Origin of the sequence: Cryobacterium sp. (genome assembly GCF_025463825.1) — a bacterium.
GTDB lineage: Bacteria > Actinomycetota > Actinomycetes > Actinomycetales > Microbacteriaceae > Cryobacterium.
Genome location: NZ_JAODBG010000054.1, coordinates 12266 through 28114, shown reverse-complemented (window position 1 = coordinate 28114; position 15849 = coordinate 12266). Strand labels below are relative to the sequence as shown.

At 68.7% G+C, this 15849-nt stretch carries 14 protein-coding genes and 1 pseudogene; all 15 read left to right on the top strand.

Annotated elements, in window-relative coordinates:
- A pseudogene (locus JWP54_RS06560) lies at positions 1 to 218 on the top strand (rRNA small subunit methyltransferase B); the annotation flags it as partial.
- Between the two features lie 46 nt (positions 219 to 264).
- The gene (rpe, locus tag JWP54_RS06555; protein ID WP_297369105.1) at positions 265 to 930 is read left to right on the top strand and encodes a ribulose-phosphate 3-epimerase; all 666 of its coding nucleotides are present in this window, start codon (positions 265 to 267) and stop codon (positions 928 to 930) included.
- 58 nt (positions 931 to 988) lie between these two features.
- Positions 989 to 1252: a phosphoribosyl-ATP diphosphatase gene (locus tag JWP54_RS06550; RefSeq protein ID WP_297369102.1), complete on the top strand. Its 264-nt coding sequence runs from the start codon at positions 989 to 991 to the stop codon at positions 1250 to 1252.
- Positions 1253 to 1303: 51 nt separating this feature from the next.
- On the top strand, positions 1304 to 2143 hold the full coding sequence (gene hisG / locus JWP54_RS06545) for an ATP phosphoribosyltransferase (RefSeq protein ID WP_297369098.1): 840 nt from the start codon (positions 1304 to 1306) through the stop codon (positions 2141 to 2143).
- Positions 2144 to 2194: 51 nt separating this feature from the next.
- On the top strand, positions 2195 to 2959 hold the full coding sequence (gene hisF, locus JWP54_RS06540; RefSeq protein ID WP_297369094.1) for an imidazole glycerol phosphate synthase subunit HisF: 765 nt from the start codon (positions 2195 to 2197) through the stop codon (positions 2957 to 2959).
- Positions 2956 to 3360 (top strand): phosphoribosyl-AMP cyclohydrolase, encoded by a 405-nt coding sequence (hisI, locus tag JWP54_RS06535; protein WP_297369091.1) that lies wholly within the window; start codon positions 2956 to 2958, stop codon positions 3358 to 3360. The genes hisF and hisI overlap by 4 nt, the downstream gene beginning before the upstream one ends.
- Positions 3357 to 4880 (top strand): anthranilate synthase component I, encoded by a 1524-nt coding sequence (locus tag JWP54_RS06530; protein WP_297369087.1) that lies wholly within the window; start codon positions 3357 to 3359, stop codon positions 4878 to 4880. The genes hisI and JWP54_RS06530 overlap by 4 nt, the downstream gene beginning before the upstream one ends.
- A 27-nt stretch (positions 4881 to 4907) precedes the next feature.
- Positions 4908 to 5492, top strand: a complete 585-nt coding sequence (locus tag JWP54_RS06525; RefSeq protein WP_297369084.1) for a Trp biosynthesis-associated membrane protein — start codon at positions 4908 to 4910, stop codon at positions 5490 to 5492.
- 50 nt (positions 5493 to 5542) lie between these two features.
- Positions 5543 to 5764: a DUF6704 family protein gene (locus JWP54_RS06520; protein WP_297369080.1), complete on the top strand. Its 222-nt coding sequence runs from the start codon at positions 5543 to 5545 to the stop codon at positions 5762 to 5764.
- Positions 5765 to 5768: 4 nt separating this feature from the next.
- Positions 5769 to 6551, top strand: a complete 783-nt coding sequence (trpC, locus tag JWP54_RS06515) for an indole-3-glycerol phosphate synthase TrpC (protein ID WP_297369077.1) — start codon at positions 5769 to 5771, stop codon at positions 6549 to 6551.
- Positions 6552 to 7778, top strand: coding sequence for a tryptophan synthase subunit beta (trpB, locus tag JWP54_RS06510; protein WP_297369075.1), 1227 nt, complete (start codon positions 6552 to 6554; stop codon positions 7776 to 7778).
- A 47-nt stretch (positions 7779 to 7825) separates the two neighbouring features.
- On the top strand, positions 7826 to 8602 hold the full coding sequence (gene trpA, locus JWP54_RS06505) for a tryptophan synthase subunit alpha (RefSeq protein WP_297369108.1): 777 nt from the start codon (positions 7826 to 7828) through the stop codon (positions 8600 to 8602).
- Between the two features lie 124 nt (positions 8603 to 8726).
- A complete protein-coding gene (lgt, locus tag JWP54_RS06500) occupies positions 8727 to 9698 on the top strand; it encodes a prolipoprotein diacylglyceryl transferase (RefSeq protein ID WP_297369073.1) in 972 nt (323 codons plus the stop codon).
- A gap of 114 nt (positions 9699 to 9812) precedes the next feature.
- Entirely contained in the window at positions 9813 to 14390 is a 4578-nt protein-coding gene (gene gltB / locus JWP54_RS06495) for a glutamate synthase large subunit (RefSeq protein ID WP_297369069.1), read from the top strand.
- On the top strand, positions 14383 to 15840 hold the full coding sequence (locus tag JWP54_RS06490) for a glutamate synthase subunit beta (protein WP_297369065.1): 1458 nt from the start codon (positions 14383 to 14385) through the stop codon (positions 15838 to 15840). Before gltB ends, JWP54_RS06490 begins: the two co-directional genes overlap by 8 nt.
- The last annotated feature ends 9 nt before the right edge of the window (positions 15841 to 15849 follow it).

Below are 15849 nucleotides of genomic sequence, written 5' to 3'. Positions count from 1 at the left end.
CCTGCTCGCCGCACGTCGCGGAGACCCGGGGGATCGTGGCGACAGCCCGCAAGGCCTGGGGCGACAAGATTGTGCCGCTGGACACCGCGGCGGTGCTGCAGGAGGTGGCGGTGCATCCGCTGGACCTGGCCGGCGACCCCGGCAGCGTGCAGCTCTGGCCGCACCGGCACGGCACCGACGCCATGTTCATCACGCTGTTGCAGCGCCAGGCGGACTGACCCGGCCCTGAGCGGACCGGGGGCGCGGATTCGGTAGGGTGAAGGAATGGTTACCCGGATCAACCCGAGCATTCTGGCCGCAGACTTCGCCAACCTGGAGCGGGAACTCGGCCGCATCAGCACCGCTGACCTCGCCCACGTCGACGTCATGGACAACCATTTCGTGCCGAACCTCACGCTCGGCCTGCCCATCGTCGAACGGCTGCTGCAGGTCTCGCCGATCCCGCTCGACCTGCACTTGATGATCGAGGACCCCGACCGGTGGGCACCCGGCTACGCCGAGGCCGGCGCCTACTCGGTGACCTTCCACGCCGAGGCGGCCACGAATGCCGTCGGACTGGCCAGGCGCCTGCGCGACATCGGTTCCCGGGCCGGCATCGCTCTGAAGCCCGGCACCCCTGCCGAGCCCTACCTCGACGTGCTCGACGAGTTCGACCAGGTGCTGGTGATGACCGTCGAACCGGGTTTCGGCGGCCAGAGCTTCATGGCCTCGACCATGCCCAAACTTGCACTGCTCGCCGACGCCGTGCGCGAGCGCGGCCTCGACGTCTGGCTGCAGGTGGACGGCGGCATCACCGAGGATACGGTCGCCCAGGCCGCCCAGGCCGGTGCCAACACCTTCGTGGCCGGTTCGAGCGTCTTCAACGGCGACCCGGCCGGCGCGATCGCCCGGCTCCGCGCCGCCGCCACCCTGCACTCCCACGCCCACTAGCGCCCGCGCGGCGCCCGGCCCGCGCTCCGGGAGCCGCCGGGACCGGTAGCCTGTACAAGTGAAAACTTTCGACGACCTGTTCGCTGAGCTGAGCCAGAAGGCTCGTGACCGCCCGGTTGGCTCCGGCACCGTCCGCGAACTCGACGACGGCGTGCACGCGATCGGCAAGAAGATCGTCGAGGAAGCCGCCGAGGTCTGGATGGCCGCCGAGTACCAGAGCGACACGGAAACCGCCGAAGAAATTTCGCAGCTGATCTACCACCTGCAAGTCCTGATGGTGGCGAAGGGGCTTTCCCCCGAGGACGTCTACCGACATCTCTGATGTCGAGACCCTTCCCGGAACACTCCCACCCCCACCTTTGGAAAGATTGACATGTTGAGAATCGCTGTGCCCAACAAGGGCTCACTCGCCGAGACCGCCGCCTCGATGCTCGCGGAGGCCGGCTACAACGGCCGCCGCGACCCGCGTGACCTGGTCGTGTCCGACCCGCACAACGACGTGGAATTCTTCTACCTGCGTCCCCGCGACATCGCCACCTACGTCGGCAGCGGCGCGCTCGACGTCGGCATCACCGGCCGCGACCTGCTCCTGGACTCTCGCTCCACCGCCGCGGAGATCGCCAGCCTCGACTTCGGCGATTCCACCTTCCGCTTCGCCGGGCCGGCCGGCCGCTTCACCGACCTCGCCGGCCTCGAGGGCCTCCGCGTCGCCACGAGCTACCCCGGGCTGGTCGGCGCCTTCCTGGCCGGCCACGGCGTCAGCGTCGACCTGGTCACCCTCGACGGCGCCGTCGAATCCGCCGTTCAGCTCGGTGTGGCGGATGCCGTCGCCGACGTGGTCTCCACCGGTTCCACCCTGCGCAAGGCCGGCCTGCAGATCTTCGGCCCGGTCATCCTCGAGTCGACCGCGGTCCTGATCACCTCCGAGAACGAGAACCCCGGCATCAACACCCTGCTGCGTCGCCTGCAGGGCGTGCTCGTTGCCCGCCAGTACGTGCTCGTGGACTACGACGTGCACGTGGACAACCTCGACGCCGCCTGCCAGGCGGCTTCCGGCATCGAGTCTCCGACGATCTCCTCACTCCGCGATCCGAACTGGGTCGCCGTGCGCGTCATGATCCCGCGGGTCGACACCAACCGCGTGATGGACCACCTGTACGAGCTCGGCGCCCGCGCCATCCTCGTCACCTCTATCCACAACGCCCGCCTCTAGGCCGGGCCCGGCATAATCGGTTACATACCCCCAGGAAGTGGACACGAACCCATGAGCCTCGCCGTCAGAGTGATCCCGTGCCTCGACGTGGCCAACGGCCGCGTCGTCAAGGGGGTCAACTTCCAGAACCTGCGCGACGCGGGCGACCCTGTGGAATTGGCCAAGCGGTATTACGAGCAGGGTGCGGACGAACTCACCTTCCTCGATGTGACCGCCACCGTGGACGACCGCTCCACCACCTACGACGTCGTCAGCAAGACCGCCGAACAGGTCTTCATCCCGCTCACCGTCGGCGGCGGCATCCGCAGCGTCGACGACGTGTCCCGGCTGCAGGCCAGCGGTGCCGACAAGGTGGGCGTGAACAGCGCGGCCATCGCGCGACCCGCTCTGATCACCGAGATCGCCGACCGGTACGGCGCCCAGGTGCTGGTGCTGTCGCTCGACGTCAAGCGCAGCGGACGCACCCCGTCCGGTTTCGTGGTGACCACGCACGGCGGCCGCACCGAAACCGACCTGGATGCGCTCGCCTGGGCGCGCCAGGCCATCGAACTCGGCGCCGGCGAGTTGCTGGTGAACAGCATCGACGCCGACGGCACCAAGGCCGGCTTCGACCTGGAGCTCATCACGATCATGCGCGAACTCAGCAGCGTGCCGGTGATCGCCTCCGGGGGAGCCGGACGGGTGGAGCACTTCCCGCCGGCCATCGCCGCGGGCGCCGACGCCGTGCTGGCCGCCTCCGTCTTCCACAATGGAGACCTGACGATCGGCGACGTCAAGCGCGAGCTTGCCGCCGCCGGAATGGAGGTGCGCCGATGAACGTCGACGCCGCTCTGGATTCCGCCCTCTTCTCACCCGACGGGCTGCTGCCTGCCGTGATCCAGCAGTGGGACACCTCCGAGGTGCTCATGCTGGGCTGGATGGACCGTGAGGCGCTCCGTCGCACGCTCACCGAGGGCCGTGTGACGTTCTGGTCCCGCAGCCGTCAGGAATACTGGCGCAAGGGCGACACCTCCGGGCACGCCCAGTACGTGCGGTCGGCGGCCCTGGACTGCGACGCGGACACCCTCGTGGTGCAGGTCGAGCAGATCGGCGCGGCCTGCCACACCGGCACCCGCACCTGTTTCGACGGTCGCGACATCGACGTGACCGGGCTGATCGACGTGACCGGGCCGATCGAGCCGGCCGCGCCCACCGGAGCCGGCGAGGCGAACCGATGAGCGCCGGATCGACCACGCCGGAGCAGTTCAGCGGGCTGCTCGCCGAGCACAGGGTGATCCCGGTGATCCGCGAACTCTTCGCCGACGGCGAGACGCCGGTGGGTATCTACCGCAAGCTGGCGAGCGGCCTGCCGGGCAGTTTCCTGCTCGAATCCGCCGAACAGGGCGGAATCTGGTCCCGGTTCTCGTTCGTCGGCGTGTCCTCCTTCGGCGTCCTCACCCAGGCCGGCGACGACACCGCCTGGATCGACTACGGAGTTTCCGCCGAGCGCGCCTTCGGCGGCATAGTGGACCTGCCGCCGCTGGCGGCCCTGGCCTATCTCTACGAACGCTGGCAGACACCCCGCCTGGCCGAGCACCCGCCGCTGACCGGCGGACTCGTCGGGTTCATCGGCTGGGAGGCCATCCGCCAGATCGAACGGCTGCCCAACCGGCCGCCGGCGGACTACGACGTGCCGGGTCAGGCCTTCAGCTTCGTGGCCGACCTGGTCGTCATCGACCACAAACTGGGCACCGTGCAGCTGATCGTCAACGTGCTCAACGACGGCGTCGAACCCACGGATGCCCTCTGGCCCGCCGCGCAGGCCCGTCTCGACGCCCTGCAGACCCGGCTCACCCAACCGGCGGAGGCCTTCGTGTCCGAGGTAGACCTTGCCGCCCCGGCCGCGCCTTCCCACCGTACCGAGCGGGAGGACTTCCTCGCCGCCGTGCACACCTCCAAGCAGCACATCGTCGACGGTGACGTGTTCCAAGTCGTCATCTCGCAGCGCTTCGACCAGGAGTGCACCGCCGATGCAATCGACGTGTACCGGGTGCTGCGCAGCCTGAACCCGAGCCCGTACATGTACCTGCTCAGCCTGGAATCCACGGCCGGCGAGCCGTACTGGATCGTCGGCTCCTCGCCGGAGGCCCTGGTGAAGGTGCAGGACACCCGGGTATTCACGCACCCGATCGCCGGCTCGAAGCCCCGCGGCGTGACCCCGGAGGCCGACGCCGACTTCGAGACCGAACTGGCCGGCGACCCGAAGGAACGCGCCGAGCACCTGATGCTCGTGGACCTGGCCCGCAACGACCTGCTCAAGGTCTGCCGGGCCGGCTCGGTCGAGGTGACCGAGTTCATGCGCATCGAACGCTTCAGCCACATCATGCACCTGGTCTCCTCCGTCGAGGGCGACCTGCTACCCGAGATGAGCGCCATCGACGTCTTCACGGCCACGTTCCCGGCCGGCACCCTGTCCGGGGCGCCGAAGCCGCGGGCCCTGCAGATCATCGACGACCTCGAACCCACCCAGCGCGGCGTGTACGGCGGTGTCGTGGGCTACTTCGGTTTCGCCGGCGACGCCGACCTCGCCATCGCCATCCGCACCGCAACCATCATGAACGGTGTCGCGCATGTGCAGGCCGGCGGCGGCCTGGTCGCCGACTCCGACCCCGCCAGTGAGTACCAGGAGTCCCAGAACAAGGCCGCGGCCCCGTTGCGCGCCGTCGCCGTGGCCAACTCCATGACCCGGGTGTACTGAGTGTTCTCGCGGCGGCGCATCAAGCCGATGCTGGTCCTCGCTGTGATCGTGGCCAGCGGTATCGCACTGCTGGCCTGGACCCAGGTCTGGGCGACCGTGCGGCTCGCCGCCGACGGCACCACGCAGCAGGTGCTCGACGTGACCGGCAGCATCGCCGCACCGGGCCTCACGGCCCTGGCGCTGGCCGGGCTGGCCCTGGCCGGCGCCTTGACCATCGCCGGTGTCGTGATCCGCGTCATCCTCGGCATTCTCGAGATGCTTCTCGGGGTCAGCGTCATCCTCTCCGCGGCCCTGGCCGTGTTCGACCCGGTCCGCGCGAGTACGGCCGCGGTTACCGCCGCCACCGGCATCGCCGGCACCGACTCCACCCGGGCCGCCGTGAGCAGCGCCGCACTGACCTTCTGGCCGTTCCTCGCCCTGGCCGCCGGGGTGCTGATGGTGCTCGTCGGCCTCCTGGTCTGCCTCACGGCCAGGCGCTGGCCCGGGCCGACCAAGCGCTACAACACCACCCGGTTCGAACCGGTGACCGATCCCGGCACCGGAGCGAGCCGCCCCCGCGACGCCGTGGACGACTGGGACGGCCTGACCCGGGGCGACGACCCGACGGCTTGACGCAGGCACGATAGAATCATCCCGCACGCCCATTGACCTTTAGGAGAACCATGAGCTTCGAGTCGGCAGACCCCGGCCACGGCCATTCGACCGCGGCCTGGACCGCAGTCACCATCATGCTGATCGCTTTCGCCATCGGCACCGTCGCCTTCTTCTTCGAGGTCGCCTGGCTCGTCTGGGCATCCGCAGTCCTGCTGCTGGTGGGCTGGGCCGTCGGCTGGGCCATGGCGAAGGCCGGCTACGGCGCGGCGTCGGTCGACGGAAGTCACTGACTACGTGACCAGCGACCTCCTCGCAGAACTGTTCGCCGGCGCACTCGCCGACGCCGAGAGCCGTCGGCTGGAGCGGTCCTTCGCCGCCCTCGAAGCTGACGCCCTGGCGCAGGCGCCCGCCCTGGATGGACTGCACGCGCTCGCGCCTGCCGACCGGGTGAAGATCATCGCCGAGGTCAAGCGGGCCAGCCCGTCCCGCGGGCCCCTCGCCGACATCACCGACCCGGCAGCCCTGGCGGTGTCCTATGAATTCGGCGGCGCCAGCGCCATCAGCGTCCTCACCGAAGGCCGCCGCTTTCTCGGCTCGCTCGACGACCTCGAACAGGTTCGCGCCGCCGTGGCGATCCCGGTCCTGCGCAAGGACTTCATCGGCAACCCCTACCAGGTCTTCGAAGCCAGGGCCGCGGGCGCCGACCTCGTGTTGCTGATCGTCGCAGCGCTGGATCAGGCCACGCTGGCAGCCCTGCACACCCTCGTGCTCGACCTGGGCATGACCCCCCTCGTCGAGACGCACAGCGCAGACGAGGTCGACCGCGCCCTCGACGTCGGCGCCAACCTGGTGGGCGTGAACGCCAGGAACCTGAGCACCTTCGAGCTCGACCAGAACCTGTTCGCCAGCCTCGCCGACCGGATCCCCTCCGGCGTGGTGCGGGTGGCAGAGTCAGCGGTCAAGAGCGCCGCGGACGTGGCCCACTACCGGTCAGCCGGCGCCGACGTCGTGCTCGTCGGCGAAGCGCTCGTCACCAGCGATCCCATCCTCACCCTCTCCGAATTCTTGGCGGTTTAAATGTCCAGTGGAACAGAGTCCCTCCGCGCCCAGAGCGGACCGTACTTCGGCGACTTCGGTGGCCGGTTCGTGCCGGAATCACTGGTCGCCGCGCTCGACGAACTTTCCGCGGAGTACGCCCTCGCCAAGGCTGACCCGGCCTTCGCGGCCGAGCTGACCGAGCTGCACCGCAGCTACACCGGCCGTCCCTCGCTGATCACCGAGGTGCCCCGGTTCGCCGCCCACGGCGGCGGCGCCCGCATCATCCTCAAGCGCGAGGACCTCAACCACACCGGCTCCCACAAGATCAACAACGTGCTCGGCCAGGTGCTCCTCACCAAGCGCATCGGCAAGAAGCGCGTCATCGCCGAGACCGGCGCCGGCCAGCACGGTGTCGCGACGGCGACGGCCGCCGCCCTGTTCGGCCTGGACTGCGTCGTCTACATGGGAGAGGTCGACACCGAACGCCAGGCGCTCAACGTGGCCCGGATGCGCCTGCTCGGCGCCGAGGTCGTCTCGGTGAAGACCGGCTCCCGCACCCTCAAGGACGCCATCAACGACGCCATGCGCGACTGGGTGACGAATGTGGAGACCACTAACTACGTCTTCGGCACCGTCGCAGGTCCGCACCCGTTCCCGGCCATGGTGCGGGACTTTCAGAAGATCATCGGCGAAGAAGCCCGCCAGCAGGTCCTCGACCTCACCGGCCGCCTGCCCGACGCCGTCACGGCCTGCGTCGGCGGCGGCTCGAACGCCATGGGCATCTTCCACGCCTTCCTGGACGACCCCGAGGTCGCCCTGTACGGCTACGAGGCCGGCGGCGAAGGCATCGAAGGGCTGCGGCACGCGGCCACGCTCACCAAGGGGCGCCCCGGCGTCCTGCACGGTGCCCGCAGCATGATGCTGCAGGACGAAGACGGCCAGACCGTCGAGTCGCACTCCATCTCAGCCGGACTCGACTACCCGGGCGTCGGCCCGGAACACGCCTGGCTCGCCAGCATCGGCCGGGCCACCTACCTGCCCGTCACGGACGCCGAGGCGATGGACTCGCTCCGGCTGCTCAGCCGCACCGAAGGCATCATCCCCGCCATCGAATCGGCGCACGCCCTCGCCGGAACGCTTGAGCTCGGCAAGAAGCTGGGACCGGACGCGATCATCCTCGTCAACCTCAGCGGTCGCGGCGACAAAGACATGGAAACCGCCGGTCGGTACTTCGACCTCCTCGACGCTGGAGCGCAGCAGCTGTGACGAACACGAGCACCACCGGCCATACCGTCAGCACCGTCGAGGCGACCATCGCCGCCCGGCGGGATGCCGGCGGCGGCGCCCTGATCGGCTACCTGCCGGTCGGATTCCCCACCCTCACCGAGAGCATCGACGCGGCGGTCGCGATCGCGAACAGCGGCGTGGACATCATCGAGCTGGGCCTGCCGTACTCCGATCCCGTCATGGACGGCCCCGTCATCCAGGCCGCGACCCAGCAGGCCCTGGCCAACGGCTTCCGGCTTCGCCATGGTTTCGAGGCCGTCGCCGCGATCACAGCGCAGGTGAAGACCCCCGTACTGATCATGACCTACTGGAACCCGGTGCTGCAGTACGGCGTCGACAGGTTTGCCGACGACCTGGCCGCCGCCGGGGGAGCCGGGCTGATCACACCGGACCTGATCCCCGACGACGCCGACGCGTGGCTGTCCGCCAGCGGGCGGGCGGGCCTTGACCGGGTCTTCCTGGCCGCTCCGTCCTCGTCCGACGATCGTCTTGTGCAGGCCGTCACCCAGAGCCGCGGCTTCGTCTACGCCGTGTCCACGATGGGTATCACCGGCGCCAGGACCGACGTCGACTCCGCCGCCCGGGTGCTGGTCGCCCGGCTGCGGGCCGCCGGCTCAACCAGCGCCTGCGTCGGCCTGGGTATCTCCACTCCCGCCCAGGTGCGAGAGGTCCTTGAGTATGCCGACGGCGCCATTGTCGGCTCGGCACTGGTCAAGGCACTCGCCGACGGGGGAGTCCCCGCCGTCGCGACCCTCGCGGCCGAACTCGCCGCAGGGGCCCGCGACATCCGCGCGGCTCTGTAGCCCTTCCGAGTACTCCTCCCGAGTGCTCCTCCCGTACCCCCCCTCCCGAATAGGGTAAATTGTCCGAGGCGGTCGACCGACCGGCTCGGAGGTGGCGCACGCGCCACGATGAAAGGTTGTTGTCGTGTCGTTTCCCCTGAGCATTCCGAGCCCTGAGTGGAGCTTCTTCGACCTCGGGCCGTTCCGCATCCACGCCTATGCGATCTGCATCCTGATCGGTATCTTCCTGGCCACCGCGGTCACCAGCCGCCGGCTCACCAAGCGCGGTGCCGAGCCGGGCGTGGTGCTGGACATCATCCTCTGGGCGGTGCCGCTGGGCATCGTCGGAGCGCGGATCTTCCACGTCCTGACGCATCCCGGTGACTACTTCTACGACGGAGCGAACCTCTGGGACGTCTTCGCGGTCTGGAAGGGCGGCATCGCGATCTTCGGTGCCTTGATCGGCGGCGGCATCGGCGCGTACATCGGTTGCCGCCGGGCCGGAGTCCGGTTCTGGTCCTTCGCGGATGCGCTGGCGCCCGCACTGCTGCTCGCCCAGGCCATGGGACGCCTCGGCAACTGGTTCAACCACGAACTGTTCGGCGTGCCGACCACCCTGCCGTGGGGCCTCGAGATCGAGACCACCAATGCCGCGTTCCCGGTCGGCCTGCCGGCCGGCACCCTGTTCCACCCGACGTTCCTCTACGAGATCGTCTGGAACCTCGTCGGCGTCGCCGTGATCCTGATCCTCGAGCGCAAGTTCCGCCTGCGCTGGGGCACAGCCTTCGGCGCCTACCTGATCTGGTACGGCGCCGGCCGCAGCGTTTTCGAGTCCATCCGAGTCGACCCGAGCGAGATCTTCCTTGGCCTGCGCACCAACGTGTGGGCGGCTCTGCTCGCCGTGGTCCTCGGACTGGTCATCATCATCGTGCAGAGCCGCAGGCACACCGGTGTCGAGCTCAGCCCGTATCTGCCGGGTCGCGAGTGGAAGCCGGTCGACCCTGAGGTAGAATCTGGTGAAACCGATTCCGAACCTGAGGATCACGGCAATGAGGCTGCTGAACCCGTTGAATCACGCGAGGTCGACGCCACAAGCACACCCGACTCCCGCCCCTAGCCGCGGTCATCCCACCCGGTCCACGGTCTCCGCCCCCATTACCGGGCGGCCGGTATTCCTTCCTGCGGGCCAATGTCGTCCCCACCTGCCAGTCATTTTTGTGAGGACGGTCTAATGACCCAGCAACCACTCTTCTCGCGGTTCAGTAGTGTGCCCGACGCCCAGGGTCTCTACAACCCGCACGACGAGCGCGACGCCTGTGGTCTCGCCATGGTCGCCACCCTGCGGGGAACGGCCGGACACGACATCATTACGCGGGCGCTCGACGCACTCCGCAACCTGGAGCACCGCGGCGCCGTCGGAAGCGACGCGGGCACCGGAGACGGCGCCGGCATCGTCACCCAGATTCCCGACGAGTTCCTCCGCGCGGTCTCGACGTTCAACCTGCCCGAAGCCGGCCGCTACGCCGTCGGCAACGTGTTCCTGCCCACCGAGCCCACCGGCCGCAGCGCCGTCAAGGGCGCGATCGAGGCGATCGCCCGCGAAGAGAGCCTGACCGTGCTCGGCTGGCGCGAGGTACCCGTGCGTCCCGACGAGGTCGGCAACCTCGCCCGCGCCGCGATGCCCGCTATCCAGCAGCTGTACGTCTCGAGCACCCAGCTCGGCGAAGACGGGCTGCCGGTGAACGGTATCCACCTGGACCGCCAGGCCGTTCGGTTGCGGAAGCGCGCCGAGCGCGAATTGGACACCTACTTCGCGTCGCTGTCCTGCCGCACCATCGTCTATAAGGGCATGGTCACCACGCTGCAGCTGGAGCCGTTCTACCCGGATCTCTCCGACGAGCGCTTCACCTCGAAGCTGGCCCTGGTGCACTCCCGCTACTCCACCAACACCTTCCCGTCCTGGCCGCTGGCCCAGCCGTTCCGCATGATCGCGCACAACGGCGAGATCAACACCGTGCAGGGCAACCGCAACTGGATGCGCGCGCGCCAGTCGCAGCTCGAATCCGAGCTGCTCGGCGACCTCGGACCGTTGTTCCCGATCGTCACTCCCGGCGCCAGCGACTCCGCGTCCTTTGACGAGGTCGTCGAGCTCCTCAGCCTGTCCGGCCGGTCGCTGCCGCACGCCGTGATGATGATGGTGCCGGAGGCCTGGGAGAACCAGCCCGGCCTCGACCGCGACCGGCGCGCGTTCTACGAGTACCACTCCATGCTCATGGAACCGTGGGACGGCCCCGCCGCGATCGTGTTCACCGACGGCACCCTCGTCGGCGCCACGCTGGACCGCAACGGCCTGCGCCCCGGCCGCTACGTCATCACCGACGACGGCCTCGTCGTGCTCGCCAGCGAGATCGGCGTCCTGGACGTCGACCCGGCCCGCGTCGTGCGGAAGGGCCGCCTGCAGCCCGGCAAGATGTTCCTCGTCGACACCGAGGCCGGGCGGCTCATCGAAGACGAGGAAATCAAGGGCGAGCTCGCCGCCAGCGAACCCTGGGGTTCCTGGCTGGACGCCGGCCGGATCAACCTCAAGGACCTGCCGGAGCGGGAGCACATCGTGCACCCGCCGGCATCCGTGGTGCGCCGCCAGCGCACTTTCGGTTACACCGAGGAAGAAGTGCGCATCCTGCTCGCCCCGATGGCGCGTATCGGAGCGGAACCGCTCGGCGCGATGGGCAGCGACACGCCCATCGCCGTGCTCAGCGAACGCCCCCGGCTGCTCTTCGACTACTTCACCCAGCAGTTCGCCCAGGTGACCAACCCGCCGCTGGACTCGATCCGCGAGGAAGTGGTCACCAGCCTCAAGCTCGGTCTCGGTCCCGAACTCAACCTGCTCGCCGCAGGCCCAGAGCACGCCCGCCAGGTGGTCCTCGACTTCCCGGTGATCGACAACGACGAACTGGCCAAGATCCAGCACATCGACACCTCGCCCGGCAGCCGCACCACCACCACCATCCGCGGCCTGTACCGGTTCGACGAAGGCCCCGGCGCACTCTCGGCACGCATCGAGGAGATGTGCCACGAGGTCGACGCGGCGATCGAGGCCGGCGCGATGTTCATCGTGCTGAGCGACCGGGACAGCACCAAGGACCTGGCGCCGATCCCGTCGCTGCTGATGATCGCGGCCGTGCACCACCACCTCATCCGCACCGAGAACCGCCTCAAGGTCGGCATCGTGGTCGAGGCCGGCGATGTGCGCGAGGTGCACCACGTGGCTCTCCTGATCGGCTACGGCGCCAGCGCGGTCAACCCGTACCTCGCGATGGAAAGCTGCGAGGACCTCGTGCGCAGCGGCTTCATCACCAACGTCACGCCCGAGAAGGCAGTGAAGAACGTGATCAAGGCGCTCGGCAAGGGCGTGCTCAAGATCATGTCCAAAATGGGTATCTCCACGGTGTCCTCCTACGCCGGCGCGCAGACCTTCGAAGCGGTCGGGCTGAGCCAGGCGTTCATCGACCAGTACTTCACCGGCACCACGAGCAAGCTCGGCGGCGTCGGCATCGACGTGATCGCCGCGGAGAACCTCGAACGGCACGCCGGCGCCTACCCGTCGGATGCCGCCGTCACCGCGCACGAACGCCTCGCCACCGGCGGCGAGTACCAGTGGCGCCGGGGCGGCACCCCGCACCTGTTCAACCCGGAAACCATCTTCCGGTTGCAGCACTCCACCCGCACGCGCCGCTACGACATCTTCAAGGAGTACACCAAGCTCGTCGACGACCAGTCGGAGAGCCTGATGACCCTGCGCGGAATGTTCGCGTTCAACGCCGGCGCCCGCAAGCCCGTGCCGATCGACGAGGTCGAGTCCGTCGCCTCGATCGTGAAGAAGTTCTCCACCGGCGCGATGAGCTACGGCTCCATCTCGCAGGAGGCGCACGAGACCCTGGCCATAGCCATGAACCGGTTGGGCGGCAAGTCCAACACCGGTGAGGGCGGCGAAGACCTGGACCGGTTGCTCGACCCGACCAGGCGTAGCGCCGTTAAGCAGGTCGCCTCCGGCCGGTTCGGCGTCACCAGCATGTACCTCACCCACGCCGACGACATCCAGATCAAACTCGCCCAGGGCGCCAAGCCCGGTGAGGGCGGCCAGCTGCCGCCGACGAAGGTGTACCCGTGGGTGGCCCGCACCCGGCACGCGACCGCCGGTGTCGGTCTGATCTCCCCGCCCCCGCACCACGACATCTACTCCATCGAGGACCTCAAGCAGCTGATCTTCGACCTCAAGCGGGCCAATCCGAGCGCGCGCATCCACACCAAACTGGTCAGCCAGTCCGGTATCGGTGCCGTCGCTGCCGGCGTCGCCAAGGCGCTCTCCGACGTGATCCTGGTCTCCGGGCACGACGGTGGCACCGGCGCCAGTCCGCTCAACTCGCTCAAGCATGCCGGTACCCCCTGGGAGCTCGGCCTCGCCGAGACCCAGCAGACGCTCATGCTCAACGGCATGCGCGACCGGGTGGTGTTGCAGGTCGACGGCCAGCTCAAGACTGGCAGGGACGTCATCATCGGCGCACTGCTCGGCGCGGAGGAGTTCGGTTTCGCGACCGCCCCGCTCATCGTTGAGGGCTGCATCATGATGCGCGTCTGCCACCTGGACACCTGCCCCGTGGGCGTCGCCACCCAGAATCCTGAGCTGCGGGCGCGCTTCAGCGGCAAGGCCGACTACGTCGTGAACTTCTTCGAGTTCATCGCCCAGGAGGTGCGGGAGTACCTCGCCGAGCTCGGTTTCCGCAGCCTCGAAGAGGCCACCGGGCGCAAGGAAGTGCTGAACGTGAACGGCGCGCTGAACCACTGGAAGGCATCCGGACTCAACCTGGCGCCGATCCTGGTGGGCCCGGACTTCTCCGCCGGCGAGCCTCGCCACGCCCACCGCGGCCAGGAGCACGAACTCGACAAGCACTTTGACAACGAGCTCATCCGGCAAAGCACCAGCGTCCTCGAGCACGGCGGCGAGGTGAAGATCGCGCTGCCCATCCGCAACACCGAGCGCGCCGTCGGCACCATGCTCGGCCACGAGGTGACCCTGCGGCACGGCGAGAACGGCCTGCCGGCCGGTTCCATCGACGTGACCCTGACCGGGTCCGCCGGGCAGTCCTTCGGCGCGTTCCTGCCCAGCGGCATCACCCTGCGCCTGGAGGGCGACTCGAACGACTACGTCGGCAAGGGCCTCTCCGGCGGACAGATCATCGTGCGCCCCGACCGCACCAGCACCTTCACCGCGGAGGACAACGTCATCGCGGGCAACGTGATCGGCTACGGTGCGACACTGGGCAGCATGTTCATCCGCGGCATCGTGGGTGAACGTTTCCTGGTGCGCAACTCCGGCGCAACAGCCGTGGTGGAAGGCGTGGGCGACCACGCCCTCGAGTACATGACCGGCGGGCTCGCCGTGATCCTCGGCGCCACCGGCCGGAACCTCGGCGCCGGCATGTCCGGCGGCACCGCATACGTCTACGGGCTGCAGGCCGACCTGGTGAACCGGGACTCCCTCGAATCGGGAGAGCTCTCGCTCCTGGCCCTCGGCAGCGCCGACATCGAAATCGTCGGCGACCTGCTCGAGCAGCACCTCGCGCAGACCGATTCCGCCGTAGCGGCGCGATTGCTCGCCGACCGCGACACCACAATGAAGAACTTCGTCAAGGTACTGCCGCGGGACTACGCGGCCGTCCTGGCAACCAGGCAGAGCGCTGTCGCCGAGGGGCTCGACCCCGACGGCGATGTGGTCTGGAACCGCATCTTGGAGGTAACCAATGGCTGACCCGAAAGGATTCCTGAAGACCACGGATCGGGAACTCCCGCCCCGGCGTCCGGTATCCATCCGTCTGATGGACTGGAAGGAGGTCTACGAGGCCGGCGATTCCGCCGTGCTCAAGCGTCAGGCCGGCCGCTGCATGGACTGCGGCGTCCCGTTCTGCCACCAGGGCTGCCCGCTGGGCAACCTGATCCCGGAGTGGAACGACCTGACCTGGCGTGACGAGGGCCGGCAGGCCATCGAACGCCTGCACGCGACCAACAACTTCCCCGAGTTCACCGGCCGGCTCTGCCCGGCGCCGTGCGAATCGGCCTGCGTGCTGGGGATCAACCAGCCCCCCGTGACGATCAAGCAGGTCGAGGTGTCCATCATCGACCAGGCCTTCGCCGAGGGCTGGGTCACCCCGCAGCCGCCCGGCCGGCTCACCGGCAAGACCGTCGCCGTCGTCGGCTCCGGCCCTGCCGGACTCGCCGCCGCCCAACAGCTCACCCGGGCCGGCCACACCGTGGCCGTCTTCGAACGCGACGACCGCATCGGCGGCCTGCTGCGCTACGGCATCCCGGACTTCAAGATGGAGAAGAAGCACCTCGACGCCCGTCTGGCCCAGATGACCGCTGAGGGCACCCGGTTCCGCGCCGGTGTGAACATCGGCGTCGACATCACCTGGACCGACCTGCGTGCCCGGTATGACGCCGTGGTCGTGGCCACGGGCGCCATGGTGCCCCGCGACCTGCCGATCCCCGGCAGGGACCTGCCCGGCGTGCACTTCGCCATGGAGTACCTGGTCCAGCAGAACAAGGTCGGCGCCGGCGACACCGTCGACAACCAGATCGTCGCAGAGGGCAAGCACGTCGTGGTCCTCGGCGGCGGCGACACCGGAGCCGACTGCATCGGAACCGCCCACCGCCAGCTCGCCGCGTCGGTGACCAACCTCGCCATCGGCAAGCAGCCGGGCGACACCCGCCCTGAGCACCAGCCCTGGCCGATGTCACCGACCCTGTTCGAGGTCTCCAGCGCCCACGAAGAGGGCGGCGTGCGCCAGTACCTGGCGTCGACCATCGAATTCCTGGCCAACGACGCCGGTGAGGTGCGCGCTATCCGCGTCGCCGAGACCGAATACCTCGACGGCCGGCGTGTCCCCAAGGCCGGAACCGAAAGAGAAATTCCCGCCGATCTGGTGTTACTGGCACTGGGTTTCACGGGTCCCGACAGCGCCGAGCTGACCCATGATCTGCACGTGCCGCTCGACGACCGGAGTAATGTCGTGCGTGATAGTGATTACCAGACCAGCCACGAGGGCGTGTTCGCAGCCGGAGATGCAGGCCGAGGTCAGTCGCTCATCGTATGGGCGATCGCCGAAGGACGCGCTGCCGCGGCAGCCGTCGATCGGTTTCTCGAAGGCGAGACTCAACTGCCCGCCCCGGTGAAGCCGACGGATCATTCGTTTGCCATCTGAGCGAACGAA

Bases quoted from the DNA above. Each gene is read 5' to 3' on its own strand.
- rpe (WP_297369105.1), top strand. From the start codon at position 265: ATGGTTACCCGGATCAACCCGAGCATTCTGGCCGCAGACTTCGCCAAC.
- hisG (WP_297369098.1), top strand. From the start codon at position 1,304: ATGTTGAGAATCGCTGTGCCCAACAAGGGCTCACTCGCCGAGACCGCC.
- hisF (WP_297369094.1), top strand. From the start codon at position 2,195: ATGAGCCTCGCCGTCAGAGTGATCCCGTGCCTCGACGTGGCCAACGGC.
- hisI (WP_297369091.1), top strand. From the start codon at position 2,956: ATGAACGTCGACGCCGCTCTGGATTCCGCCCTCTTCTCACCCGACGGG.
- JWP54_RS06530 (WP_297369087.1), top strand. From the start codon at position 3,357: ATGAGCGCCGGATCGACCACGCCGGAGCAGTTCAGCGGGCTGCTCGCC.
- JWP54_RS06525 (WP_297369084.1), top strand. From the start codon at position 4,908: ATGCTGGTCCTCGCTGTGATCGTGGCCAGCGGTATCGCACTGCTGGCC.
- JWP54_RS06520 (WP_297369080.1), top strand. From the start codon at position 5,543: ATGAGCTTCGAGTCGGCAGACCCCGGCCACGGCCATTCGACCGCGGCC.
- trpB (WP_297369075.1), top strand. From the start codon at position 6,552: ATGTCCAGTGGAACAGAGTCCCTCCGCGCCCAGAGCGGACCGTACTTC.
- gltB (WP_297369069.1), top strand. From the start codon at position 9,813: ATGACCCAGCAACCACTCTTCTCGCGGTTCAGTAGTGTGCCCGACGCC.
- JWP54_RS06490 (WP_297369065.1), top strand. From the start codon at position 14,383: ATGGCTGACCCGAAAGGATTCCTGAAGACCACGGATCGGGAACTCCCG.